The organism is Halobellus sp. MBLA0158 (assembly GCF_041477585.1).
GTDB lineage: Archaea > Halobacteriota > Halobacteria > Halobacteriales > Haloferacaceae > Haloquadratum > Haloquadratum rubicundus.
On the sequence record NZ_JBGNYA010000001.1, the window covers coordinates 1,415,281 to 1,437,593 of the forward strand.

The following is a 22,313-nucleotide window of genomic DNA, read 5'->3' on the forward strand; positions in this document are numbered from 1 at the left end:
ATTAAGTCTCTCGAACGGTGAGACAGCGGTATGGACATCTTCGGCTCGGAGACGCCGATCATCGGAATGGTACACCTGCCGCCGCTCCCGGGCGCGCCCGGCTTCGACGGCGACAGGGGCGCGATCCGCGACCGACTCCACCGGGACGCGTCGGCGCTCGAATCGGGAGGCGTCGACGGGATTATGCTGGAGAACTTCGGCGACGCTCCCTTCTACCCGGACCGGGTGCCCCGCCACGTCGTCGCCGACGTCGCGGCGCTCGCGGAGTCGCTCCGCGAACGCGTCTCGATCCCCTTCGGCGTGAACGTGCTCCGAAACGACGCCCGGAGCGCGCTCGGCGTCGCCGCCGCGACTGGCGGGGCCTTCGTCCGCGTGAACGTACACACCGGGGCGCGACTGACCGACCAGGGCCTCATCGAGGGGACGGCTCACGAGACGCTGCGGCTCCGCGAGCGGCTCGACGCCGACGTCGCGATCCTCGCGGACATCGACGTGAAGCACTCCGCACCGGTCGCCGAACGGCCGCTCGGCGAGGTCGTGAGCGAACTCGTCGAGCGCGGCGGGGCCGACGCGGTCGTCGTGAGCGGCACCGGCACGGGCGAGGCGGTCGAGACGGACGCCCTCGACGCCGTGGTCGAAGCCCGCGACGCGCGCGGCCTCGACGCGCCGGTCCTGGTCGGCAGCGGCGTGACGCCCGAGACGGCGCCCGAACTCCTCTCGGTCGCCGACGGCGCGATCGTCGGGACGGCGCTCAAACGGGGCGGCGAGACGACGAACCCCGTGGACGAAGCCGCGGTCGAGCGCCTCGTCGACGCCCGCCCTCACTGAGTCTCCAGGAACTCCCGCACCGCGGACTCCGAGGGAAGGCGGCCGCGTGCGCCGTCGGCGGTGCAGTTGAGCGCCGCCGCGGCGGCCGCAAAGCGACCTGCTGCCGCCGGCGACTGCCCGCCGAGCACCCACGTGTGGATCAGCCCCGCGGTGAAGGCGTCGCCGGCGCCGGTCGTGTCCGTCACGTCCACCTCGAAGGCGGGCACCTCGGTCACCGCCCCCTCGTCGAGGAGGACCGCGCCGTCGCGCCCCCGCGTGACGGCGGCGCGAGAGACGCCCCGTCGCGCGAGGGCAGTTACGGCCTCCTCGACCCCGCCGCCGAAGTACGACTCGGCGGCGACCTCACCGACCACGAACAGATCGATCACGGGGAGAAGGCGATCGATAGTGGCCGGCGTCGTTCCCCGGCCTTCGAGCTCCGAGAGCGGCCCCGCGAGGTCGAACACGAGCGTCGAGACCGGTCCGCGCTCGCGCGCGTCCACGAGTCCGGAGACCACCTCGTCGGGAGCGTAGGCGCTGGTGAAGACCGTTCCGGCCTCGCCCGCGTACTCGACGTCGGCCTCGTCGAGCCGAAGCTTCGGGACGCTGTCCCCGCCGGCGACGATCATTCGCTCGCCGTCCGGACCGCGGAGGACCAGCGTGTACGACGACTCCTCGGGGCCGGAACGGACCCGAGTGCAGTCGATCCCGCGTGCGCGGAGGTCATCCTCGATCTCCTCGGCTGCATCCTCGCCGACGCGCGTGACGATGCCCGTCTCGTTCCCCAGCGCGGCGAGCCCCGAAGCGACGTTCGCGGCGACGCCGCCCACTTCTGTCGCGTGATCGCGGACGAACGCCCCGCCGTCGGGCTCTGGGAGGTTCGAGAGCGCGTACAGGTGGTCGATGACGGCACTGCCGACCGAAACGACGTCGAGCGAGGCCATTGCGTCTCCTCGGAGGTGGGACTCTACGACCATACAGGCGTTGCTGTTCGTCGCTCCGTGCGGGACGCGGTGACGAGATTCGAGAACGTCGACGGCGACCGAGCGAAACGGTGGAGGGCCGAAGCGGGGGGATGCTTCCGCATCCATTGGTTCGTTCACGTGACAGAGATACAAGAGCACTCCGCTGACAAAGAAGCACCATTGAGAACGTAAGTAATTGTAACATCATCAACGAAACGACCGCAGTATCTATACTGTACCCTCACGAAGCGATCCTATGACCGACGAGGAGCCAGCCCCGACGCCCGCGGACGACCGATCGAACGCGACGACCGAGGACGAAACAGCGGCGGACGAGTCGGTGTCGTTCGAGGGCCTGACCGTGTCCGATCGGGTCCACATCGTCCCGCTGGGCTACGAATACGAACGCGTGACCGTCCCGGCGATCCGGATGCGGGCCGACCGCGTGTACCTCGTGTACCACGAGGGCGACGACCCGGCGAAGCGGCCAGAGTACTACGCGGACATCCGCGAGGATCTCCGCGCCGCCGGCATTGCTGTCGATGACGACACCGTCTGCAACATCTTCGATCTGTACGACACGCTCCGGACGGTCGCCGAGCTCATCCAGGCCAACAGGGAACACGAGGTGTACGTGAATCTGGCATCTGGTGGGAAGGTCACCGCGATCGCGGGGATGATCGCGTGTATGGTCACGGGCAATGCCGAGCCGATCTACGTCAGCGCCGCCGAGTACGGACAGGACAAGGAGGTCCCGGTGGCGAAAAACGTCACCAGCGTGTCCCGCCTGCCGACGTACCCGATCCAAGCGCCGTCTCGGGACCCGCTTCGCCTGCTCCGCTACGTCGTCGAGGACGGCCCGGTCACGAAACAGGAGTGCATCGAGTTCGCAGTCGGCGCCGGTATCGACCCGCTCGCCGGCCACAGTGAAGACGACACGCGCGGGCTGTATCGGCTGCTCGACTCGCACCTGCTGAACTCGCTGCGCGACGACGGGTACGTGGAGACGTTCAAGAAGGGCCGGAACAAGTACGTCGAAGCCACTGTCGAAGGGGAAAACACCCTCGAAGCGTTCGCGTATCTACTCGACGAGGACTGATTTGATTGATAGTAAAGTAGAAATATAATTCATAGAAAATATGAGATACAAAAATAGAATGTATTAGCAGGTATAGATAGCATAAATTAGCTACGGGAAGGTGTTTTGAGAATTCCAGAAATATACCGAAACAGGTTTGACATATTTAGAAGATATATTAGTAGTATTTATTTCTGATATGAATACTGCGATATCTGAGGGCGGCTACGATCACTCATCTATGCCCGGCCGAATATTCGATCAGTGTTCGAATATTTTTGTGCATCTTCTAGGAGCCATATTCCTGTACTAGGATACTGTTTTGTAACTGGATGATATATCATCGATGTCTATGGGAGTGACAACCACGCCTGGCGCGAACGTGGAGGAGGTGGTAGACACGACACAGCGCGTCGTACAACACGAAATCACTCGCACGGAGCGGGAGAAACGAGCATTCGCCGACTTCGCGTCACGTATTCGGCAAATCGACACCCGAACGGACCGCTTCACTGCCGGGAGTGATGATGTCGCTTCACGGCCGGTGCTGACAGCGGGAACGGATCCGTGTTCCGGTGTTGGGGGGACCGAAAGCGGCATCTCCGAGCAGATTCGGGAGGCATTTCGATCGACCGTGATGTCGCTGCCGTTCTTCGAAGATGAGTATGCGGAATCCTACCGGGAGGCGCTCCGGCGGGAGTTCGGGCCGGAGTTCGAGACCGTTCTGTTCAACGACGAGTGCTTCACGCCCTCGGCCAAGGACGCCCTCCTCGATCGGATAGACCGCGCGAAACAGCAGCGGAATTCGCTGCTACGGAGTTGCGAGCGGGAGCTCGAATCGGTAACCGACGTCGGTGCGGAACTGGAATCGATCGCCGAGGAAGTGCGATTCTACGAGGATGCCCACTTTGCGGAGCAGGATTTCGGCACCTTGGACGCGTACCGTTCTCACCTGCTTAGACTTGAGGACGCCTGTGAGGACCTCACGGCGGACCGCCAAGCGACGATCCGGCATCACCGGACCACACACGGACTCACGCAGGACTGCTGTGATCTCCCGGAGTACCTCTACGACGACTTGGAGCACAATTATCCGATCCTGTATCTCTGTAGCGACGTCCTGGGGCGGGTGCGGGAACTCCACGACCGAACAGAGACTGCGATCGTCGCGACGTTCGAGTGACGGACTGCGATCGACCGCCGACTTTCACTCGCCGTGACGACAGAGGAGGTACGAAAACGAGGCTGATGATGGATACCCTGAGGCGCGTGTGTCGAAAAAGTCCGGAGCCAGTGCGTTCAGATGCTGGTCGTCCGGAACCCTTCGAGGAGGTACTTGCGAAGGAAAATGACGAAAATGAACGCCGGAATGACGATGAGAGTACTCGCGGCCATTATCTGTCCCCAGAAGACCCGTTGTCCCTCCGAGAACGTGAATAGACCGACTGTGAGCGGCCACTTGTTCCGCGCCGACATCAGCACCTTCGGAATGGTGTACTCGTTCCACGAGATCGCGTAGGAAAACAGCGCCACAGCGATCATTCCGGGCTTCGCTATCGGGAGCGCGACGTCCTTGAACGCCTCAAATCGCGTCGCACCCCTGATACGAGCGGATTCCTCCAGCGTCTGTGGGACTGTCTGGAAGAACTGCCACATCAGCCACAGGGAGAAGGGCAGCGACAGCGCGGTCTCGGCCAACACGAGACCGACGAGGTTGTTGGTGAGACCGATCTCGCTCCAGATGATGAACATCGGAATCGAAAGCAGGATCGCCGGGAACATATAGCCGAACAGGACGAGCCGGGCGAAGCGACGCTTGAACCGGAAGTCGAGTCGGGCGAGCCCGTATCCGCCCAGCGTGGACAACACCACGGTGAGCGTGACGACGCCCAGCGAGACGAGGACGCTGTTTTTGTAGAAGGTGAGGAAGTTGGTGTCGAACAGAAGCGTCTCGTAGTGCGTGAACGAGATCGTCCGGGGAATCAGCTGCACGGACTGGACGAATATCTGGTCCTGCGGCCGGATGGATGTGTGGAACATCCAGAGGATCGGGAGCGCGATGGCCGCGAGCACGAGCAGTGTGAATCCCGCGAGAGTCAGTTTCCAGAGCTGTTCCACCCGACGGTATCCGATGACGGACGCGAGGTCTGACTGTGAGCTCATTCGGCACGCACCTCCTCGGCGGGCTGTAGGGTACGGAAGTAGATCACCGCGACGCTAGCCAGTATCACGAAGAGCAGCGTCGACATCGCGGCCGCTTTCCCTAACCGCGTCATCCCGAAGGCGAGTTCGTACGCATAGATCGGCGCCGTACGAGTGGCGTCGCCCGGTCCGCCACCGGTCAGCACCCAGACGATGTCGAATTTATTGAACATCCACACGCCGCGAAGCAGCAGCACGATGAAGATCACGCTCTTTAGGTTCGGCAGCGTGATGTCCCGAAACACTTGGTAGCGAGACGCTCCGGCGACTCTGGCGGCCTCGTAGAAGTCGTCCGGGATGCTCTGTAACCGTGCGAGCACCATTATCGTCACGAATATCGTGAACTTCCAACTGCTCGTCAGAATCACCGCGATCATTGCGGTGCTGTGTCGTCCGAACCAACTGAACGGCCCGCTGAGAATCCCGAAATCGATGAGCACGCGGTTGATGATCCCCCACTGCGCGTTCCCCATCCAGAGAGCCATAAATCCGAGCACCGCGGTAGGGATCATATACGGCAGGATGACGACCGTCTGGACGAGACGCGAGAACCGGAACTCTCGGTTGATGAGGAGCGCGATACCCGTCCCGACGACGAGCTGGAACGCCGTCGATCCACCGGCAAACACCACGGAGCGCCACAGCGAGGCCCAGAAGGGACCTTCGCCGAGCAGTTCGATGTAGTTGTCCAGGAAGACGAACTCCCACTGGGGCACGAACACGGGAATCTCGTAGAACCCAGCGGCGATCGCCCAGACGATCGGACCGAGCGTGATGAACACGAACAACAGGAGCGCCGGTAGGATGGTGAGAGCGGCCATCACCCGCCGTTCCGACAGCGTTCGATACAGCCGGTCCCGATACTTACGGCCCCGTTCCGGCCGACCCTTCAGGTCATCTGAGACTTCTGTGGCCATCGATAGCAGGTAACACGTATTCTTCAATAATCTTTTTGTTACGACACCGGGATTGGCCCGCTACGACCGCGCCTGATCGATAACCGACTGGATCTGACTGGCGTACTCTTCGACGATCGTCTCCGGATCCCGCTCGTTGATCGTGGCGTCGTTGAGGATGTCGACAAGGAGCTTGGAACTGTAGATCGTGCCCGCGTACGGGTTCGGGGGCGACGTCTCCTGACTGAACGGGAGGATGTCGTCTGCGAACGCCAGCGAGGTCTCGATGTCCGAATCGGACCACGCGTCGTCGAGGTTCTCCAGCCCCTGTTGGTACCTGGTGTTCTCCCGGATCGACGGGTAGCTCGGATTGTTGTGGATCGGCGTCAGCAAGAGCAGGTCGATGAAGTACTCCTCCTGGAAGAGATAGCTGATGAACGCGTTGCCGGCCTCCACGTTGGCATCCTCGAACGTCATATACGTGATCGCGTTGGCGTGGTGCTGGGAGGTCCGGTTTTGGGGGACCTGGGACGCCCGGACGTCGCCGGCGAACTCCTTGCCCTGTTGGACCGACTGGACCTTCGGTCGGGCCCCGACGTAGCCCGCCTCGGCGGAGGTCTGGTTCGGTATCGCCTGGACTTGTTGGGAACAGGCGGCGTTCGCGTTCGTCGGGGAGTACTGGTAGAGGTCGCTGAAGAACTCCAGGGTCTCGATCCACCGCTGCTTGTTCTCGCCCTGATTCATCACACACTGGACCTCCCCGTTGTCGTCGCGGGCACACACGCGCCCCTCGTTCGTGTACAGATACGCGAGGAAGAACGAGTCCACACAGAGCGCCCGGCCGAGCGGGATCGACGTCCCGCGGATGCCGTCGGGGTCGTCGGCCTGCTCCGCGTAGTTCAGCATATCGTCCCACGTCTCGGGATTCCCCTCGTAGATATCCTCCCGGTACCACTGTCCCGACGGATTGATCCAACAGGGAACGGCGTAGTCCGTCCCGTCGACCTGGACGCGGGTTCCGTCTACGGGGTCGCCGTATCGGTCCTGCATATCGCTCATCGCCGAGTCGACCGACCCGGCGACGCCCTGGTTCTGCAGTTGCACGACGCGGGTCTGGACCGCCTGCATCACGTCCGGTGGATCACCAGCCTGGAGCAGCTGCGACAGGCGGGGGCCCTGTTCGCCGAGATTGACGAGATCGAGGTTCACCGTCGCGCCGGTGTCGCTCTCGAAGTCCTCTTTCACGCGCTGGAAGAACTGGGTGAACTTCTCGCTGGATTCGTCGGTCAGGAAGTGGACCTCCTGACCGCTGAGGTCGGGCCACTCGCCGCTCCCGCCGGCACTCCCGCTCGTCGAACCGGAGGTTCCCCCGCTCGACGTGTCGTCGCTTTCTGTATTGCTGTTGTTGGAACTCGAACAACCCGCTAGTCCGGTCACCCCGGCTGCTCCGCCGGCGACCTTTATGAATCGCCGGCGATCGAAGCGACAGCCACACTCGTTCGAGTCTACACCCTCTTTGCTCCGCTGGTCAGACCTATGGCTTTCGTCTGCCATACTCTGACACATTGTTTATTACTATATATACCTTATGTTTATTATACAATAAATTATACATAAATAACAATCCGATCGCCGGACGCGAAGATCAGATCGTCGGGAAGGGGCGGCGCTCGATCCGGACTGCTACTCGCCCCCGGACTAGACGTGGTCCTCTGCGTCGATCACTTCCCTCGCTGCCGTCGGGTTGCGCTGGCTCCGGCCGACCAGCCGCGTGGTCTCGCGATCGAACAGGTGGAGTTCACGCGGATTCAGGTGGATGTCGACCTCGTCGCCTTCGGCGACGTCGCTGTCCCGTGGGATCAGCGCTGCGAGTTCGCCCTGCGGGCCGTCGATCGTCGCCAGCGCCCGGTCGTCGAGCGGTTCGATGAGGCGGACCGTGGCGGTGAACGATCGGTCCTCTCCCGCGAACGAGACGTGTTGCGGGCGGACGCCGAGTATCGCTTCTTCCCCCTCGAACTGGCTCGCAGTCCGCTCGATCGGGAACTCGATCCGACTCCCCTCGACGTCGACGACTGCGGTCTCGTCACCCCACTCGACGACTGAGCAGTCGAGGAAGTTCATACTGGGGTTCCCGATGAACTCGGCTACGAACGTATTGTTCGGATACAGGTGTACCTCGTCGACGTCGCCGATCTGTTCGATTTGCCCCTCGTTCATGACGATGATCCGATCGCTCATCGTCATCGCTTCTTCCTGATCGTGCGTGACGTAGACGGCCGGTTGGCCCAATCGCTTGTGAATCCGCTGGATCTCCTTGCGGATGTCGATCTTCAGTTTCGCGTCCAGATCGCTCAGCGGCTCGTCCATCAGGAACGCGACCGGATCCCCCACGACGGTCTGTGCGAGAGCGACTCGCTGTTGTTGACCACCGCTCAGGCTCCCGGGGTACTTGTCCAGGGACTCCCCGATTTGCATCACCTCAGCCGCCTCCTCTGCGGCCTCGCGGCGCTCGGACTTCGGGACTCCCTTGACCTTCAGCGGATATTCGATGTTCTCCCGGAGCGTCATATGTGGGTACAGCGCGATGCTCTGGAACATCATCGCGAGGTTCCGGTCGTTCACCGGAACGTCGGTGACATCCTGGTCGTCGAACAGGATCCGACCCTCGGTCGGCGTCTCGAGGCCTGCGATACACCTGAGGGTGGTCGTCTTCCCGCACCCCGATGGCCCCACGATCGTCAGAAACTCGCCCTCGCCGACCTCGAAGCTGATGTCGTCCACGGCGACGAGCGAACCGTACGATTTGGTAAGTGACTCCACCTCAATACGCGTCATATCGAGAGTAGTCACTCTCCCGCTGTAAATCACTTTCCCAATCTATCAGATCGAATTTATGAACGGCGGTCGTGAGCCCGGATGCGACGAGGGTCCAGCCGACCGGTAGAATAATACCGCAGGACCGTCACCAATCGAGTGCGTTATGACCGAAAGACTGTCCGGTCAGACGGCCATCGTCACCGGCTCGAGCGCCGGGATCGGAGCGGCGATCGCGAAACGATTCGCGGCCGAGGGGGCGAACGTCGTAACCAACTCCCGGTCGTACGACCGCGCCGAAACGACGGCCGCAGAGATCCGCGACGAGGGAGGCACAGCAGTCGCCATCGAGAGCGACGTCACGGACTACGATCAGATGGGATCGCTCGTCGAGGCGACGGTCGAGGAGTTCGGAAGCCTCGACATTATGGTGAACAACGCGGGCGTGACCGAGATCGCCCCCGCCGAGGAGTTCGATCCCGAGGCGTGGCGACACGTCATCGACGTCGACCTTACCGGCGTCTTTTTCGGCTCCCAGGCCGCCGGACGCCAGATGATCGAGCAGGGGACCGGTGGGTCGATCCTGAACATCTCCTCGATGCTGGGTCAACAGGGACTTCAGAAGCGGGCGCCCTACTGCGCGGCGAAGGCCGGCGTCGACAATCTCACTCGGACCCTCGCGGTTGAGTGGGCCGAACACGACATCCACGTCAACGCGCTCGCGCCGGGGTTCATTCAGACCAACATCACCGAACAGACCCAGTCAGCCGCCGATTACACCGACGAGGACATCCGCAGTCGGACGCCGCTCGGCCGCTACGGGAGCCTCGAAGAGATGGGCGAGTGCGCGACGTTCCTCGTCAGCAACGATCACTACGTCACCGGCGAGGTGCTCCGGGCCGACGGCGGTTGGACCGCCTTCGCCTGGGGGCGGCGTGACGAGTAGTCGGAGTCGGGTAGTCGGCTCGCGACCCTGTCGGAGAACCGATCCGCGATCAGTTTTTGCGAGCTTCCGGAACGACCGACTAGTTCGGGAACGAAACGTCGTAGTACTCGGCCAGAGTGCGAAGGCTCTCCACTGTGCTCGGCTGGAGTTCGACGCCGTTCTGCGCTTGCTCTCTGTACTTCGCGGTCTCGATCTCGCCCGGGAGCTTCACCTCGTCGAACCCCTCGCGGGTCTCGACGGCTTTGAGCTGGTCGATGTAGTCGTCGACGTCCGCCTTGAACGTCTCGACGTCCCGGAACGCCGATACGTCGATCGCCGCGATGAAGTGACCGAGACGCATCGGCTGGTCGTAGTCGTCGTAGAGGGGTCCGATTTCCGGGCTGGTCCCGACACCGGAGAGCAGCCCGCACAGGACGTCCACGACGACCCCCAGCCCGTACCCTTTCGGTCCTCCGACCGGCCGGACCGCGACGGCCTCGTGGGGATCCGTCGTCGGCTCGCCCTGCTCGTTCACCGCCCAGTCCGAGGGTATCTCGGTGTCCTCCCGTCGCGATTCCTCCTGGATCCGACCCATCGCAACGATGCTCGTGGCCATATCGAGCGTGATCGGGAACGAGCGGTTCGTCGGGACCGATACCGAGATCGGATTCGTCCCGAGGAACGGCTTCGACCCACCGAACGGGATGACGTCCGAGCCGACGTTCGTCATCGCGATCCCGATGAAATCCTCGTCGGAGGCATATTCGGTGTAGTAGGCGGCCGTCCCGAAGTGGTTGCTGTTCGTCACCGAGGCCATCCCGATCCCCGCTTCCCGCGCTAAGTCCATCGCCTCGTTCATCGCCAGGTACGCGGCGCTCTGGCCCGGTCCGTCGTCTGCGTCGACCATCGCGGCCGCCGCATCGATCGGCGTGACCGAGATGTCGGGATCCGGATTGAATCCGCCCCCCTCGAACTTCTTCATATACACTTCGAGTCGCGCGACCCCGTGCGAGGAGACTCCCCGCATATCCGCCCGGACGAGGCCGTCGGCGACTCTGTGTGCGTGCTCGTCCGCGACACCGCCTTCGGTGAGCACCGTTTCGACGAACGATCGCAGTGACTCGCTATCGACGTGAACTGGACTATCTGCTTTCGGTTCGGACATACTCCCTCGCGACTTGCTCGGTTGAACTCATGTGTTCTTTCGCTCCGTGTTCTCGGGGGCTGGTCTGATGGCGTCTCCCGGTGCTGGGACGTCGTGGACGGTCGCGGTCTTCTACTGCGCGGTCGTTCCCCCGTCGATGTTCACGACGGCGCCGTTGACGTTCCGGGCGCCCTCCGATGCGAGGTACGTGGCCAGTTCCGCGATGTCGCTGGGTTCGTTCAGCCGGCGGATCGGGATTGCCTCCCGTCGCTCTTCCACCCACTCGGGGTTTTCCTCTCTGACTTCCTCGTTTATCGCCGTCTTCGTGGTGCCTGGGGCGATCGCGTTCACGTTGACGCCTTTGGGTCCGAACTCCACGGCCAGCTGGCGGGTCAACGCGTTGACGCCACCCTTGCTCGAACAGTAGACGGGGAGATTCTCGATGCCGCGCTCGCCCGCCTCCGAGGAGATGTTGATGAGCGTCCCGTCGGTCTCGACGAGCGACGGGAGCGCGGCCTTGGCGAGCCGCATCGGCCCGGTGAGATTGACGTCGATCACCAGTTCGATGTCCGATTCGTCCGTCTCGGTGATCGGTCCCCGCGTCATCGCGCCGGCGCTGTTGAATGCGATGTCCAACGGACCGAACTCTTCGATCGCGGCCTCGACAGCGGCATCCACCGTAGACTGATCGGTCAGATCACACTCGACGAAGGCGGCCTCGCCGCCGTCCTCCCGGATGACCTCGTGAGTCGGTGTTCCGCCGGACCGCGGCTCCTCGCGGATGTCCCCGACGACGACCTTCGCGCCTTCCCGACCGAACCGTTCGGCAACTGCCCGTCCGATTCCCGAGGAAGCGCCGACTACGAACGCTACGTCACCGTCTAGCTGATCAACCATACCCGGGCTATTGAGATAGAAATATAAATATCTTACCCGGACTCCGTCGAGCGGTCTCATAGCTGTCCCGAGCAGTTGTCCAACACTGTTGGAAGATGTGTGTGATTAATCATCAGAGACATCTCGCCGCAGACGCCGCAAACGGGCCTCTGTGTCTGAATCTTCCGAATTGAGGCGTTCTCCGACCACGGGAGAAAGCATCACCATCGTTTACCAGCCGATTCATCCGTTTAGCTCCTGTCAATCCCTTCGGGATACTTGACTGCGCCGTCGAACGGGCTCCGAAGACGGTGAAGAGTGCGGCAAAACCCCGGCAGAATCGGCCGTCCAACGACGTTGGATCGAGTGATCGTCGAATTCGGCGGAAGTGTTCTATCTTTCAAGAACAGTATATAACGAATGATCGCTGTGGTTTGTCGCCGACCGTTCCGTTCGATTTCCTCGGTGTCGTAATCCAACAATGTTGTATCGATTCACCGGATCATAACCTATTTTTATGCAGGTATCGATCATCGCGTATGGCAAAGAAAGAGAATCAGGGTGGCTCACGAAACCGCATCAAAGCCATCAGTACGATGTTCACGATCGTCGACGGCCTGCGGGAGTTGGAAACGGCCGGCGTGTCGGAACTCGCTGACCACCTGGATATGCCGTCGAGCACCGTCCACATCTATCTGAAGACCTTGGAGGAGGAGGGATTCGTCCTCAACGACGACGGCCAATACCGTTCCAGTCTGCGGTTCTTGGAACTCGGCGGGGACATCCGGCAGCGGATGAGCATCTTCCGCACCGTTCGTCCTCAGGTCGACGAGCTTTCGGCCCAGACGAACGAGGTCGCCAACCTCGGAATCGAAGAGGACGGCAAACGGGTCCTGTTGTACACCTCGGAACCCTCGGAGGGCGTGTTCGACAATTCACCCGTCGGACAGTACACGCATATGCACTGGACCGCGCTCGGAAAAGCGCTCCTCGCGCAGTTGCCCGACCAGCGAATACACGACATCGTCGATCGACACGGGCTTCCGGAAGCGACCGACCGAACGATCACGGACCGGGAAACGCTCTTCGAACGAATCGAGACCATTCGCGACCGCGGCTTCTCCATCGAGGACGAAGAGCGACGCCGGGGAATCAAGGCGCTCGCCGTCCCCATACAGTACGACAGCAATCCGTCGCCTCCGGCCGCGGTTTCCATCTCGGGACCGAAGCGACGGATCGGTGAGGAGAGTTACGACGGACTGCTCGATGCGATCAAGAACGCGGTCAACGTCAGCGAACTTCGGTACAAGCACTACCAGTGACGCCGGCACTCGAGTCGATTACCGCGGATGCATCTCGACTGCGGCTGTCCTGCGACGCCCTCTATATAACTAGTGTACGTATGTTATCTCGTTGTTTCCTCGAACGTGTTCGTCAGAGCACGTTCTCTGGACTGAAAGACGGCGACTGAGATCCAACCCTCGGACACGAGCCCTTGACACAGAGACGTTACGCCATATCGGAACCGTGGACGAGGTTGAGTTCGACTTCGTTCGTCGCCGCGAGCACCCGATCTGCGATCTCGTTCCGGCACCTCGACTCGGGCATCCGATGCGCCGCGCCGGCGACGCTGATCGCCCCACGGACGCCCTCCTCGTCGACGATGGCGGCGCCGACGGCGTGGAGCCCGTCGATCGACTCCTCGAAGTTCAACGCGTAGCCCCGCTCGCGGATCTCGTCCAGCTCGGCGAACAGCTGCTCCCGCGACGAGAGCGTGTGGTCAGTTCGCTGTGAGAGCCCGCGCTGTTCGATTATCTGTTCGACTCGGGCGTCCGGTAGCTCTGCGAGTATCGCTTTGCCCCCAGAAGTCGTGTGTAACGGGACGTGCCGGCCGATACGGGCGTCCGTCGCCACGACGTTCTCGCCGATCGCTCCGTGAATGAACACGCCCTGCCCCCGCTCTTCGACGTGACACCATGCGCGCTCGTCGACGTCCGCGGCGAGCGCCTCCACCTTCGGTCGAGCGATCTGATACAGTTCGTTTCGGTATTGCCGGTAGACCCCGTAGTCCAGAAATCGCAGGCTGAGTCGGTACACGCCGTCGGACTTCGTCGCGTATCCGCACTCGTGGAGCGTCTTGAGATACCGGTGGACCGAGCCCTTGGACGCGTCGAGGCGCTCTGCCACCTCCGACACGCGCAGGCCGTCGTGTTCCTTGAGCAGCGTGACGATGCGGAGCAGTTTGGCCCCCGATTTGACCGTGCCCGACGGGAGCGCGTCGTTTCGCATACCGAAACCATTCGCCCAGTATGTAATGAATATTTCGACGAGACCGCCATCGGCTTCGGCGCGATCTGGTGTCCTCATTCTCTCCGATTGGCAGCGATGCGTTGGCCCGTGGTGAGGATAGATGAGACGACCAATCGGTTTCACGATCGAGAACCGTTTGAGTCGTCAATAACAAATGTACGGATGTGAGCCGGTTGGTTCCTCACGTCGGATTTGCCACGCTGATCGGTTCGGAAAACGCACGTGTTCGGCGAATATGTACCCGAAATCGGTTTTTGACGTATATCGGGTATTTTCTGTCGATCCATCGCGACACCCCGATCGTTTCTCATTCCGGAACTCGGCGAATGGACCGTCCGTGGAGACGGTGTTCGATACTCCCGGGCCCTCGGTCGTCGTGTGGAAATCGGCTGACAAACCGAGTGCATCCAAATCTATATGTATTATTAGATCCACGCCGAGCATATGGGATCGTCAATCCAGCGGTTAGACTCGGCTGCCGAGGTCCCCGAGGAGGCGTTCGAGACCGAGGTGATCGATCTGGACTTCCACGTGAATCCGCTCGAAGAGGAACTCGAGCCATATATCGAGGACGAGCGGGCGCTCGATCGGCTCACGACGGAGTTCGGGATGTGGCCGATCCCCGACAAGTGGGACGCCGCGTACGCCATCGCCGAGGGCAACGAGGGCCTGTTCACACAGGGCCGCGCGGAGTACCCCGAGGACGTCTGGGAGGCCTGCGAGAAGTTCGGTATCGACACGCCGATCGTCAACGCCGCGCTCAATATGCTACCCCAGCAGCACCACCCGGTGCTGAAGAACGCGGTGCTGAAGGCCGGAAACTCCTATATGCTCGATAACTTCGTCGACGAGGGCATCCCGACCGCGCTCTCGATCGCGAAGTGGGACGTCGACCACGCGCTCGCGGAACTGGACCGCTGGGGCGAGGAGGACGACGTCGTCGCGGTGTACAGTTGGTTCGACCCGCGGAAGCCCTGGGGCGTCGAGAAGTTCGATCCCGTCTTCGAGAAGCTCGAATCCCTCGGGCTGCCGCTCTTGCTCCACGGCTCGCTCGCGTTCTGGCCGCAGCACTCCTACGTCGGCGACGAGATGTTGACCTGGACCGAGGTGTTGGGGCTCGACTGGCCCTTCCACGGGATGGTGAACACGGCCAATATGATTATGCGCGGCGTGTTCGATCGGTACCCCGATCTGAACGTGGTCTTCCAGGAGGCCGGCCACTGGTGGATTCCGTTTATGCGGTACCGGATGGACGAGTTCTACGAGATGCACCCCGAGGACATCCAGATCACGCCGCGGAAGTTCGACGCTGGCGAACACTACCTCGACCGCGCCCCAAGCGAATACCTCCGCGACAACATCTACGTCTGCACACAGCCGATGGCGCTCCCGCGCCGGGCGGGCGAGGCCGAGAGTATGCTGGATCTCAGTATGGCCCGGGACACCTTCCTCTACTCGTCGGACTGGCCGCATCAGACGCTCGATCCCCCGACGTGGTTCTTCACGAGCCGGGCGTTCCGCGAGGACGAGGAGCTCCGCGACAACGTCCTCCACCAGAACGCGAAAGACATCCTGAGGTTCTGAGTATGTCCGAATCGACGAATCCGACCACGACCATCGACGGCGACGAGTACACGAAAGTGGCCGAGACCGACGACATCGACGTCGGTCGCGGCATCGCGGTGGACGTAGACGGTATCGAGGTCGCCGTGTTCAACGTCGACGGCGACTTCTACGCGATCAGCAACCGCTGTTCCCACCAGCACGCGCCGATGTGCAAGGCCGGCGAGCGGAAGATCAACGCCGATCACACCTGGACCGAATCCCGCGGCGGCGTCAACGCCGAAGACTGCACCGTCTCGTGCCCGTGGCACCTCTGGGAGTGGGACCTCGAAACCGGCGAGAACGAGGCCTCGGGCCAGCGCATCGCCACGTTCGACGTGACCGTACGCGACGGGGAAGTCTGGGTCCGAGTGTGATCCGGCCCCGAACAACGATCCAACACCAACGAGACACCAATGAGTGACCTGCAACGAATCGAACACGCGAAGCTGGCGGTGACCGACCTGGAAGACGCACGGCGATTCTACACCGACGCGATGGGACTCGTCGAACGCGGCGAAACGGACGGAACCGTCTATTTCGGCCGTGGGTACGACAGCAACTTCGACCTGGCCGTCACCGAAGGCGGGACCGGGATCGAGCACTTCGCCGTCCGCGCTATCGACTCGGCGGCCGTCGACGGCTACGAGGAGCGACTCCGTGATCGGGGCGTCGACACGGCCCGAGTCGACGGCGCCGAACCGGGACAGCGGGCCGGGATCCGATTCGAGCTGCCCGGCGGGGTCCCGATGGAGATCGTCGCCGTCGAGGACGAGGCGTACCCGCACTCGAACGTCTCGGCGACGGATCGCGCGGGACACGCGCCCTCCGCGGTCGACCACATCCAGTTCTTCACGCCCGATCTCGACGCGGATCTGGCGTTCCTCCGGGACGCCGTGGGACTGCACGTCTCCGATCTGGTCGGTCCCCGGGACGACCCGGAGAATGCCTTCCTCCGGTGTAACACGCTGCATCACGACATCGCACTGAAGCACAAGCCGGAACTGTCCGAGACCAGTCTCCATCACTTCGCGTGGGGATACGACAGCATCGAACATATGAAGCTCTTCCTCGATACGGTGGTCGGACGCGGCGCGGACTTCGAGCGCGGCATCGGCCGCCACTTCGCCGGGGACAACCTCTACGCGTACTTCTGGGAACCGGGCGGGAACCGATTCGAGATGTGTGCGGAGATGGCCGAGGTGAAGACGACGGAGCCGAACCACGTCGTCGATTACGAGACTGCGACGACCGCGTGGGGGCCGGGCGCTCCCGAGTCATTCGACGAGGGGTCGGGATTGGCGAGCGAAGACTGATACCCCTCACCCGCCGGCGCCACCTTCGTCCGACGAGGAACGCAGAAAACCCAAACAATAATAATGATGGAGTTGACAACCCTACGAGAAGGTATGACAAGCGAGGAGTACGGCGTCGACCGTCGCACAGTGCTAAAAATCGGGGCTACGTCCGGACTGGCGGGTCTCGCGGGGTGTACCACCGGTTCCTCCGGTTCCGACGAGGGCGGTTCGGACGGATCGGGAGCCACGACCGGCACCACGATGAGTTCCCAAGGCGGGTCGAGCGAACCGATCACGATCGGGACGACGCTCCCGGAGAGCGGGTCGTACTCGTCGATGGCCAAACACATCCGCGCCGGCTACGAGATGGGCGTCCAGTACGTCAACGACAACGGCGGCATCGACGGCCGGCCGCTCGAACTGATCATCAAGGACGACGAGAGCGAGGCCCAGAAGACCCGCTCGGGGCTCAACGAGATCGTCTCCAACAACGACGTAGCGATGCTGTGGGGGAGCTTCTCCAGCCTCCTCGTCACCGCCGGCAGCGCGTTCGCCGAATCCCAGGAACTTCCGTTCATCGGCACCACCTTCGCCTACCAGGAGCCCCACCAGGAGAAGAACTACAAGTGGACGTTCGCGCCGTTCCCCAAGAGCCGGGACCAGGTCCGCACCACGAAGAGCTGGTTCGACGCCCTCGACGACGGCCCCGAGCGCATCGCCATCTGGGAGCTCAACTCCGGGTGGGGCGAGGAGCTGGCCAATCTGTGGGAGCAGTCGTTCAAGGGGACGGACTACGAGGTCGTGCTCCGCCAGAAGTACCAAATCGGGAACAGCGACTTCACGACGCTCATCTCGCAAACTCAGGACGCGGACGCCGACGCCATCCTCTCGAATCCGGTCCCGCCGGACGGCATCACCGCGGCCAAGCAGATGAAACAACAGGGCTACACGCCGAACCTCGTGAACTTCATCCGCGCGACCGACCCGCGAGCGTGGACGACGGCGCTCGGGGGGACCGGCGACTACTTCGCCAGCACCGGCGTCGGGTGGCTCGCCGGACTCGATACCACCGGGACGGGCGCTCTCATCGAACGGTATCACGACCGTCAGGGCGTCTCGGGCGACGCCGTGCCGGTGAACTCTGTCGGCGCCGCGTTCACGGTCGTCCAGGTCGCGGCCAGCGCGCTCCGAACGGCCGGCTCGACGGACCCGTCGGCCGTCCGGGACGCACTCTTGAATCAGCAGTTCGATACGGTGATGGGGCAGTTCGGCTTCGACGACACCGGGATGCCGAAGGAGGGCGAGATGGTCCCTGCGGTCAGGCAGTGGCAAGACGGCAAACAGATGCTCGTCCATCCCGAGCCCAGCGGTGACTACGCGATGGAACCCGAGTATCCGATGCCGACTTTCGATAGCCGCTAGCCAAATATATCATATTTCAATATAATTTGAAATTCTGTAATATTAGTGGTCGTACTATGATTCAGGTAGAAATATGCAGATCTCGATGGATGAATCTGGCGTAGTAATGTGAAAATAACCCGGTATTGAACATAGTTTGTTTGGAAATACCTGTATTAGTAGTGAGTTCTTATATATTCTAATATAATACCGGTCGGATCACTGCTGCGGTCAGCAAACAAAAACTTCAGAATCCGTTCAAGACATCATACCTATGTGGTAATAATAACAAAATAAATTTTATCTGGTACTTATACAGAGATGGTTGCCGATCGACCGAACCGAAATGCGAATCCAGCCGCTGGGATTCCCACTATTGGCCCGGCAGCCGCGACGCGCTCTCAGCGTCGGACTTTCATCGGGCGCTCGGCGGTGATGAAGGAGTCGTCGCCGGCGGTGAAGGTGATCCCCCCGTAGTCGGGGCGGTCCACGTGCCAGTCGGGTAGTTCCGGGATGTCGTAGTCCGCCGGCGTCCCGTACGCGGCCGCGATCGCCCACTCTCTGGCTCGCATCCTCAGAACGCTCCAGTGACGATGTCCGCTACGGCCTGCCGATCGAACAGTTCCTCGTCGCCGGTCACGTCGCCGAACGTCTCGGGGTAGAGCTGTTTGGCGGCCCGCTCTGTCAGGAAGAGGTTGTGAATCGGGCCCTGATAGAGATACCCGCCGCGGTAGACCCGGCCGTTCTGGACGGCGCGCAGTTCGCTTCCGACCGGGTGATCCTCCATATACGCGAGGACGGTCTCGCGGAACTCCGTGGCGGACTTCCGTTCGTGGCCGCGCACGAGGATCACCTCGGGGTCGATCTCCAGGAGGTTCTCGTAGTCGAATTCGCCCCGGTTCGTCGTGCTGAGGTTCTCGATATCCGTGCCAGAGAGGGCGTCTGTCACGCCGAGGTCGCGCCACTGCTTCTTGCTGGTCCCGCGGTCGTTGAGGCGGTAGGGCGAGAACGTCTCCGGGGAGTTCGTCCCCTCGTAGGTCAGGAACACGTCCGGGCGCTCGTCGGCCGGGGGGAGCCGCTGCTGGATCGAAGCGATGAACTCGTCGTGCAGCGCCGCGAACGCCTCGTAGCGCTCCCGTTCTTGGAACAGCGTGGCCATCTTCTCGAAGGCCTCATAGAGCGTGTAGAACCGGTAGTCGTGCCAGTCGTCCGAGCGCCGGAAGATGAGGTTGCCGACGAACGGCCCGACGTTCTCGGCGATCTCGTCGACGTCGGACTGCTCCCAGTCGAACCAGTTTTTGAGCATCTCCGGGTCGTACAGGTGGACGTCGCTGTCGAGCGCGTAGAACTGCTCTTTGGTCCGCACCTCGGGGTGTTCCTCGATGCGGTCGCGGTCGACGCTCACGCCGGGGAGTTCGTCGTAGACGTAGGTGTAGTACCGATCCGCGCCGCCGATCCCCGTGATGCCGTCGGCCCGTCCGAGCGCGACCGCCATATCGGCGTAGTCGCCGCTGTAGGGGACCCACGTCTCGGGGACCGACTCGAACGTGACCTCGCCGACCGGCTCCATCGAGACCGAGTACGACCGGTCCTCGGCCGTCCGGGTCGCCGTCGTCGTCGATTCCGTCTCTGTTTCGGTACTGCTCTCGGTCGGCGTCGACTCGTCGCCGCCGGCGCAGCCGGCGAACAGTCCGCCGCCGAGGACCGCGCCGCCGTACTTGACGTACTCCCGCCGCGTCGGCCCGGCGAGGTCGTCCGTGTCTGGTGCCATACGATTTAGGCTCGCCTAAACAAATAAAGCGCTTTCGAAATTTAGGCGAACCTAAAATTGAAGCTCGCGCGACAGGAGTTACACCGACGTGTCGCCGGAGTTATTTCGACGCCCGCCGTCGGACGTCGGATATGGAGGACGCCCTCGCCGACTACCTCGATGAGTTCACGCGCCGCGACTGGCAGACGCTCGACCCCGACGACGTCGACGACCCCGTCCGGGTCGCGGTCGTCGGACTCGGATGGTTCGCCCGCGAGTGGGCGCTCCCGGGCATCGCGCGCTCGGCGTTCACCGAGGCGACCGTCGTCACCGACGTCGACGCGGACGCCGTCGAGACCGTCGCCGTCGAACACGACGTCCGCGGAGTCACGCCCGACGAACTCCGGTCCGGCGCCGTCGCCGACGAGTACGACGCGGTCTATGTCGCCACGCCGAACGCGACCCACCTGGTGTACGTGCGGGCCGCCGCCGAGCAGGGGAAGGCGATCCTCTGTGAGAAGCCACTGGAGGCGACGGTCGACCGCGCCCGGGAGCTCGTGGCCGCCTGCCGCGACGCCGACGTCCCGCTGATGGTCGGCTACCGGATGCAGACCGATCCCGCGGTGCGGCGGCTGCGGGACCTCCTAGAGGCGGGCTTCGCCGGCGACGTCGTCCACGTCCACGCGACGATGTCGCAGACGATGCTCGGCGAACTCGGCAGCGACCACGACCAGTGGCGGCTCGACCCCGATCTCTCGGGCGGCTGTGCGCTGATGGACATCGGCGTCTACCCGCTGAACACGACCCGGTTCGTCCTCGGTTCGGACCCGGTTCGGGTGTCGGGGCGGACCCGGACGGAACACGAGGCGTTCGCGGGCGTCGACGAACACGCGACGTTCAGATTAGAGTACCCCGGCGGCGTCGACGCGATGTGTACGGTGAGCCAGAACGCCCAGCACGCCAGCCGGCTCGAAGTCACCGGGACCGACGCCCGATTGATCCTCGATCCGGCGTTCTACGAGCGCGAGGACCGGGGCTTCGCGGTCGTTCGCGAGGGGACCCGCGTCGACGTCGACTTCGACCAGGTCCACCAGATCGAAGAGGAGTTCGCCTACTTCGGGCACCAGCTGCTGGCAGAGGAACCGTTCTACCCGGACGGCGACCACGCGCTGGGCGATATGCGCGTCCTCGACGCCCTCTACGAGTCGGCCGAGATGGGCCGAGCGGTCGCTCTCGGCGACGACGCGTAGGGCTCGGTGCCCCTCGCGCTACGGCTCGATGCCGTAGACGTCGCCCGTCCAGTCGCGTGCGGGGTGGTCGTACACCGGCTGGTCGCGGTCGCGCTCGTCGAGTCGCCTGCGGTCTTCGTCGTCGAGCGACCAGTCGAGGTCGGCGTTGGCCCGCACGTGCTCGGGGGTCGACGAGCGCGGCAGGGCCACGATGTCGCGGTCGAGCGCCCAGCGGAGGATCACCTGTGCGGGGTGTTTGTCGTACGTCTCGGCCAGTTCTTGGACCACCTCGTCGTCGAAGACATCCGTGCGCGCCAGCGGCGCCGCCGCCTCGATCACGGTGTCGGACTCGCGGCAGTACTCGACGAGGTCGGGCCGCTGGAGCCACGGGTGGAACTCGATCTGGTTGACCGCGATCGGGACGTCGGCGATGTGGTGCGCACAGCTCAGCTGGTACGCGCTGAAGTTCGAGACGCCGACGTTGCGGACGAGCCCGCGATCGTGGAGCCGCTCCATCGCCTGCAGCGACTCCCGCAGCGAGATCGCGGGGTTCGGCCAGTGGATGAGATAGAGGTCGAGGTAGTCGGTCCCCAATCGATCCAGGGACGCCTCGCACGACCGGATCAGCGACTCGTAGTCGAGGTTCTTCGCGAGCACCTTCGAGGTGAGAAACACCTCGTCGCGGTCGTACTCGGCGAGGACGTCGCCGATGACGGCCTCGTTTTGGTACCCCTCGGCGGTGTCGATGTGGGTGTAGCCCGCCTCCAGGGCCGCGCGGACGCTGGCTTCGGTCTCCTCGTCGCTCAGGTCGTAGGTGCCCAACCCGAGCGCGGGCAGCTCGTCGCCGCTCGGGAGGGTGTGGGCTGGGATGCTCACGGGCGTATGTCATCGGATCGCAGATTCAAAGTGTCGCTTCCGGAAGCGACGCCCGGCCGCCGTTGAGCTGCCGTTCGCGCTGACTCCCCCGAATATTAGGAAAAGAGCTTTCTATCTACTGAACGACGTAATACTACGGT

Annotated in this window: 21 protein-coding genes; 10 read left to right on the forward strand and 11 right to left on the reverse strand. The window is 62.9% G+C overall.

The features are described from left to right. Positions 1-30 precede the first annotated feature (30 nt). The gene (locus tag OS889_RS07390) at positions 31-828 is read left to right on the forward strand and encodes a BtpA/SgcQ family protein (protein ID WP_372388618.1); all 798 of its coding nucleotides are present in this window, start codon (positions 31-33) and stop codon (positions 826-828) included. On the opposite strand, the gene OS889_RS07395 is transcribed toward OS889_RS07390, so the two are convergent. After that, the gene (locus tag OS889_RS07395; RefSeq protein ID WP_372388620.1) at positions 822-1,751 is read right to left on the reverse strand and encodes a carbohydrate kinase family protein; all 930 of its coding nucleotides are present in this window, start codon (positions 1,749-1,751) and stop codon (positions 822-824) included. The two genes, OS889_RS07390 and OS889_RS07395, sit on opposite strands and share 7 nt — an antisense overlap. Before the next feature lie 277 nt (positions 1,752-2,028). Between OS889_RS07395 and OS889_RS07400 the strand changes: the two genes are divergently transcribed. Both OS889_RS07400 and OS889_RS07405 read left to right on the forward strand, forming a co-directional pair. Beyond that, the gene (locus tag OS889_RS07400; RefSeq protein ID WP_372388622.1) at positions 2,029-2,871 is read left to right on the forward strand and encodes an HFX_2341 family transcriptional regulator domain-containing protein; all 843 of its coding nucleotides are present in this window, start codon (positions 2,029-2,031) and stop codon (positions 2,869-2,871) included. 331 nt (positions 2,872-3,202) lie between these two features. Then, on the forward strand, positions 3,203-4,033 hold the full coding sequence (locus tag OS889_RS07405) for a DUF7260 family protein (protein ID WP_443673229.1): 831 nt from the start codon (positions 3,203-3,205) through the stop codon (positions 4,031-4,033). Between the two features lie 116 nt (positions 4,034-4,149). Here OS889_RS07405 and OS889_RS07410 read toward each other — a convergent pair whose 3' ends face one another. The 4 genes from OS889_RS07410 to OS889_RS07425 form a co-directional block, all read right to left on the reverse strand. Beyond that, positions 4,150-5,013 carry a carbohydrate ABC transporter permease gene (locus OS889_RS07410; RefSeq protein ID WP_372388625.1) on the reverse strand — a complete coding sequence of 288 codons (864 nt, stop codon included), beginning with the start codon at positions 5,011-5,013 and terminating at the stop codon, positions 4,150-4,152. Further along, positions 5,010-5,969, reverse strand: coding sequence for a carbohydrate ABC transporter permease (locus OS889_RS07415; RefSeq protein WP_372388626.1), 960 nt, complete (start codon positions 5,967-5,969; stop codon positions 5,010-5,012). Before OS889_RS07415 ends, OS889_RS07410 begins: the two co-directional genes overlap by 4 nt. 60 nt (positions 5,970-6,029) lie before the next feature. After that, positions 6,030-7,385 carry an ABC transporter substrate-binding protein gene (locus OS889_RS07420; protein WP_372388628.1) on the reverse strand — a complete coding sequence of 452 codons (1,356 nt, stop codon included), beginning with the start codon at positions 7,383-7,385 and terminating at the stop codon, positions 6,030-6,032. A gap of 261 nt (positions 7,386-7,646) precedes the next feature. Continuing rightward, the gene (locus OS889_RS07425) at positions 7,647-8,783 is read right to left on the reverse strand and encodes an ABC transporter ATP-binding protein (protein WP_372388630.1); all 1,137 of its coding nucleotides are present in this window, start codon (positions 8,781-8,783) and stop codon (positions 7,647-7,649) included. A 145-nt stretch (positions 8,784-8,928) separates the two neighbouring features. Here OS889_RS07425 and OS889_RS07430 point away from each other — a divergent pair, with 145 nt between their 5' ends. After that, positions 8,929-9,708, forward strand: a complete 780-nt coding sequence (locus tag OS889_RS07430; RefSeq protein ID WP_372388632.1) for an SDR family NAD(P)-dependent oxidoreductase — start codon at positions 8,929-8,931, stop codon at positions 9,706-9,708. 79 nt (positions 9,709-9,787) lie between these two features. Here the strand turns inward: OS889_RS07430 and OS889_RS07435 are convergent, their stop codons facing one another. Together OS889_RS07435 and OS889_RS07440 are read right to left on the reverse strand one after the other, a co-directional pair. Further along, positions 9,788-10,852, reverse strand: coding sequence for an Ldh family oxidoreductase (locus tag OS889_RS07435; protein ID WP_372388634.1), 1,065 nt, complete (start codon positions 10,850-10,852; stop codon positions 9,788-9,790). Positions 10,853-10,963: 111 nt separating this feature from the next. Next, positions 10,964-11,728, reverse strand: a complete 765-nt coding sequence (locus tag OS889_RS07440) for an SDR family NAD(P)-dependent oxidoreductase (RefSeq protein WP_372388636.1) — start codon at positions 11,726-11,728, stop codon at positions 10,964-10,966. A gap of 518 nt (positions 11,729-12,246) precedes the next feature. Here OS889_RS07440 and OS889_RS07445 point away from each other — a divergent pair. After that, positions 12,247-13,029, forward strand: coding sequence for an IclR family transcriptional regulator (locus OS889_RS07445; RefSeq protein WP_372388637.1), 783 nt, complete (start codon positions 12,247-12,249; stop codon positions 13,027-13,029). A gap of 187 nt (positions 13,030-13,216) precedes the next feature. On the opposite strand, the gene OS889_RS07450 is transcribed toward OS889_RS07445, so the two are convergent. Continuing rightward, positions 13,217-13,996, reverse strand: coding sequence for an IclR family transcriptional regulator (locus OS889_RS07450; RefSeq protein WP_372388638.1), 780 nt, complete (start codon positions 13,994-13,996; stop codon positions 13,217-13,219). 465 nt (positions 13,997-14,461) lie between these two features. Between OS889_RS07450 and OS889_RS07455 the strand changes: the two genes are divergently transcribed. The 4 genes from OS889_RS07455 (at position 14,462) to OS889_RS07470 (ending at position 18,339) form a co-directional block, all read left to right on the forward strand. After that, positions 14,462-15,601 (forward strand): amidohydrolase family protein, encoded by a 1,140-nt coding sequence (locus OS889_RS07455; RefSeq protein ID WP_372388640.1) that lies wholly within the window; start codon positions 14,462-14,464, stop codon positions 15,599-15,601. A gap of 2 nt (positions 15,602-15,603) precedes the next feature. After that, positions 15,604-15,996, forward strand: coding sequence for a Rieske (2Fe-2S) protein (locus OS889_RS07460; protein WP_372388641.1), 393 nt, complete (start codon positions 15,604-15,606; stop codon positions 15,994-15,996). A gap of 39 nt (positions 15,997-16,035) precedes the next feature. Next, positions 16,036-16,935, forward strand: coding sequence for a VOC family protein (locus tag OS889_RS07465; RefSeq protein ID WP_372388643.1), 900 nt, complete (start codon positions 16,036-16,038; stop codon positions 16,933-16,935). 243 nt (positions 16,936-17,178) lie between these two features. After that, a complete protein-coding gene (locus tag OS889_RS07470; protein ID WP_372388645.1) occupies positions 17,179-18,339 on the forward strand; it encodes an amino acid ABC transporter substrate-binding protein in 1,161 nt (386 codons plus the stop codon). A 380-nt stretch (positions 18,340-18,719) separates the two neighbouring features. Here the strand turns inward: OS889_RS07470 and OS889_RS07475 are convergent, their stop codons facing one another. Both OS889_RS07475 and OS889_RS07480 read right to left on the reverse strand, forming a co-directional pair. Next, positions 18,720-18,890 (reverse strand): hypothetical protein, encoded by a 171-nt coding sequence (locus tag OS889_RS07475; protein ID WP_372388647.1) that lies wholly within the window; start codon positions 18,888-18,890, stop codon positions 18,720-18,722. A 2-nt stretch (positions 18,891-18,892) separates the two neighbouring features. Further along, the gene (locus OS889_RS07480; protein WP_372388649.1) at positions 18,893-20,089 is read right to left on the reverse strand and encodes an ABC transporter substrate-binding protein; all 1,197 of its coding nucleotides are present in this window, start codon (positions 20,087-20,089) and stop codon (positions 18,893-18,895) included. A gap of 131 nt (positions 20,090-20,220) precedes the next feature. Here OS889_RS07480 and gfo6 point away from each other — a divergent pair, with 131 nt between their 5' ends. After that, on the forward strand, positions 20,221-21,318 hold the full coding sequence (gene gfo6 / locus OS889_RS07485) for a D-xylose 1-dehydrogenase Gfo6 (RefSeq protein ID WP_372388651.1): 1,098 nt from the start codon (positions 20,221-20,223) through the stop codon (positions 21,316-21,318). An 18-nt stretch (positions 21,319-21,336) separates the two neighbouring features. On the opposite strand, the gene OS889_RS07490 is transcribed toward gfo6, so the two are convergent. Further along, positions 21,337-22,173, reverse strand: coding sequence for an aldo/keto reductase (locus tag OS889_RS07490; protein ID WP_372388653.1), 837 nt, complete (start codon positions 22,171-22,173; stop codon positions 21,337-21,339). Positions 22,174-22,313: the final 140 nt, after the last annotated feature.

Excerpts from the sequence above, each read along its gene's own strand:
- OS889_RS07390 (WP_372388618.1), top strand. The coding sequence starts at position 31 with ATGGACATCTTCGGCTCGGAGACGCCGATCATCGGAATGGTACACCTG.
- OS889_RS07395 (WP_372388620.1), bottom strand. The coding sequence starts at position 1,751 with ATGGCCTCGCTCGACGTCGTTTCGGTCGGCAGTGCCGTCATCGACCAC.
- OS889_RS07400 (WP_372388622.1), top strand. The coding sequence starts at position 2,029 with ATGACCGACGAGGAGCCAGCCCCGACGCCCGCGGACGACCGATCGAAC.
- OS889_RS07405 (WP_443673229.1), top strand. The coding sequence starts at position 3,203 with ATGGGAGTGACAACCACGCCTGGCGCGAACGTGGAGGAGGTGGTAGAC.
- OS889_RS07410 (WP_372388625.1), bottom strand. The coding sequence starts at position 5,013 with ATGAGCTCACAGTCAGACCTCGCGTCCGTCATCGGATACCGTCGGGTG.
- OS889_RS07415 (WP_372388626.1), bottom strand. The coding sequence starts at position 5,969 with ATGGCCACAGAAGTCTCAGATGACCTGAAGGGTCGGCCGGAACGGGGC.
- OS889_RS07425 (WP_372388630.1), bottom strand. The coding sequence starts at position 8,783 with ATGACGCGTATTGAGGTGGAGTCACTTACCAAATCGTACGGTTCGCTC.
- OS889_RS07430 (WP_372388632.1), top strand. The coding sequence starts at position 8,929 with ATGACCGAAAGACTGTCCGGTCAGACGGCCATCGTCACCGGCTCGAGC.
- OS889_RS07435 (WP_372388634.1), bottom strand. The coding sequence starts at position 10,852 with ATGTCCGAACCGAAAGCAGATAGTCCAGTTCACGTCGATAGCGAGTCA.
- OS889_RS07440 (WP_372388636.1), bottom strand. The coding sequence starts at position 11,728 with ATGGTTGATCAGCTAGACGGTGACGTAGCGTTCGTAGTCGGCGCTTCC.
- OS889_RS07445 (WP_372388637.1), top strand. The coding sequence starts at position 12,247 with ATGGCAAAGAAAGAGAATCAGGGTGGCTCACGAAACCGCATCAAAGCC.
- OS889_RS07450 (WP_372388638.1), bottom strand. The coding sequence starts at position 13,996 with ATGCGAAACGACGCGCTCCCGTCGGGCACGGTCAAATCGGGGGCCAAA.
- OS889_RS07455 (WP_372388640.1), top strand. The coding sequence starts at position 14,462 with ATGGGATCGTCAATCCAGCGGTTAGACTCGGCTGCCGAGGTCCCCGAG.
- OS889_RS07460 (WP_372388641.1), top strand. The coding sequence starts at position 15,604 with ATGTCCGAATCGACGAATCCGACCACGACCATCGACGGCGACGAGTAC.
- OS889_RS07465 (WP_372388643.1), top strand. The coding sequence starts at position 16,036 with ATGAGTGACCTGCAACGAATCGAACACGCGAAGCTGGCGGTGACCGAC.
- OS889_RS07470 (WP_372388645.1), top strand. The coding sequence starts at position 17,179 with ATGAGTTCCCAAGGCGGGTCGAGCGAACCGATCACGATCGGGACGACG.
- OS889_RS07475 (WP_372388647.1), bottom strand. The coding sequence starts at position 18,890 with ATGCGAGCCAGAGAGTGGGCGATCGCGGCCGCGTACGGGACGCCGGCG.
- OS889_RS07480 (WP_372388649.1), bottom strand. The coding sequence starts at position 20,089 with ATGGCACCAGACACGGACGACCTCGCCGGGCCGACGCGGCGGGAGTAC.
- gfo6 (WP_372388651.1), top strand. The coding sequence starts at position 20,221 with ATGGAGGACGCCCTCGCCGACTACCTCGATGAGTTCACGCGCCGCGAC.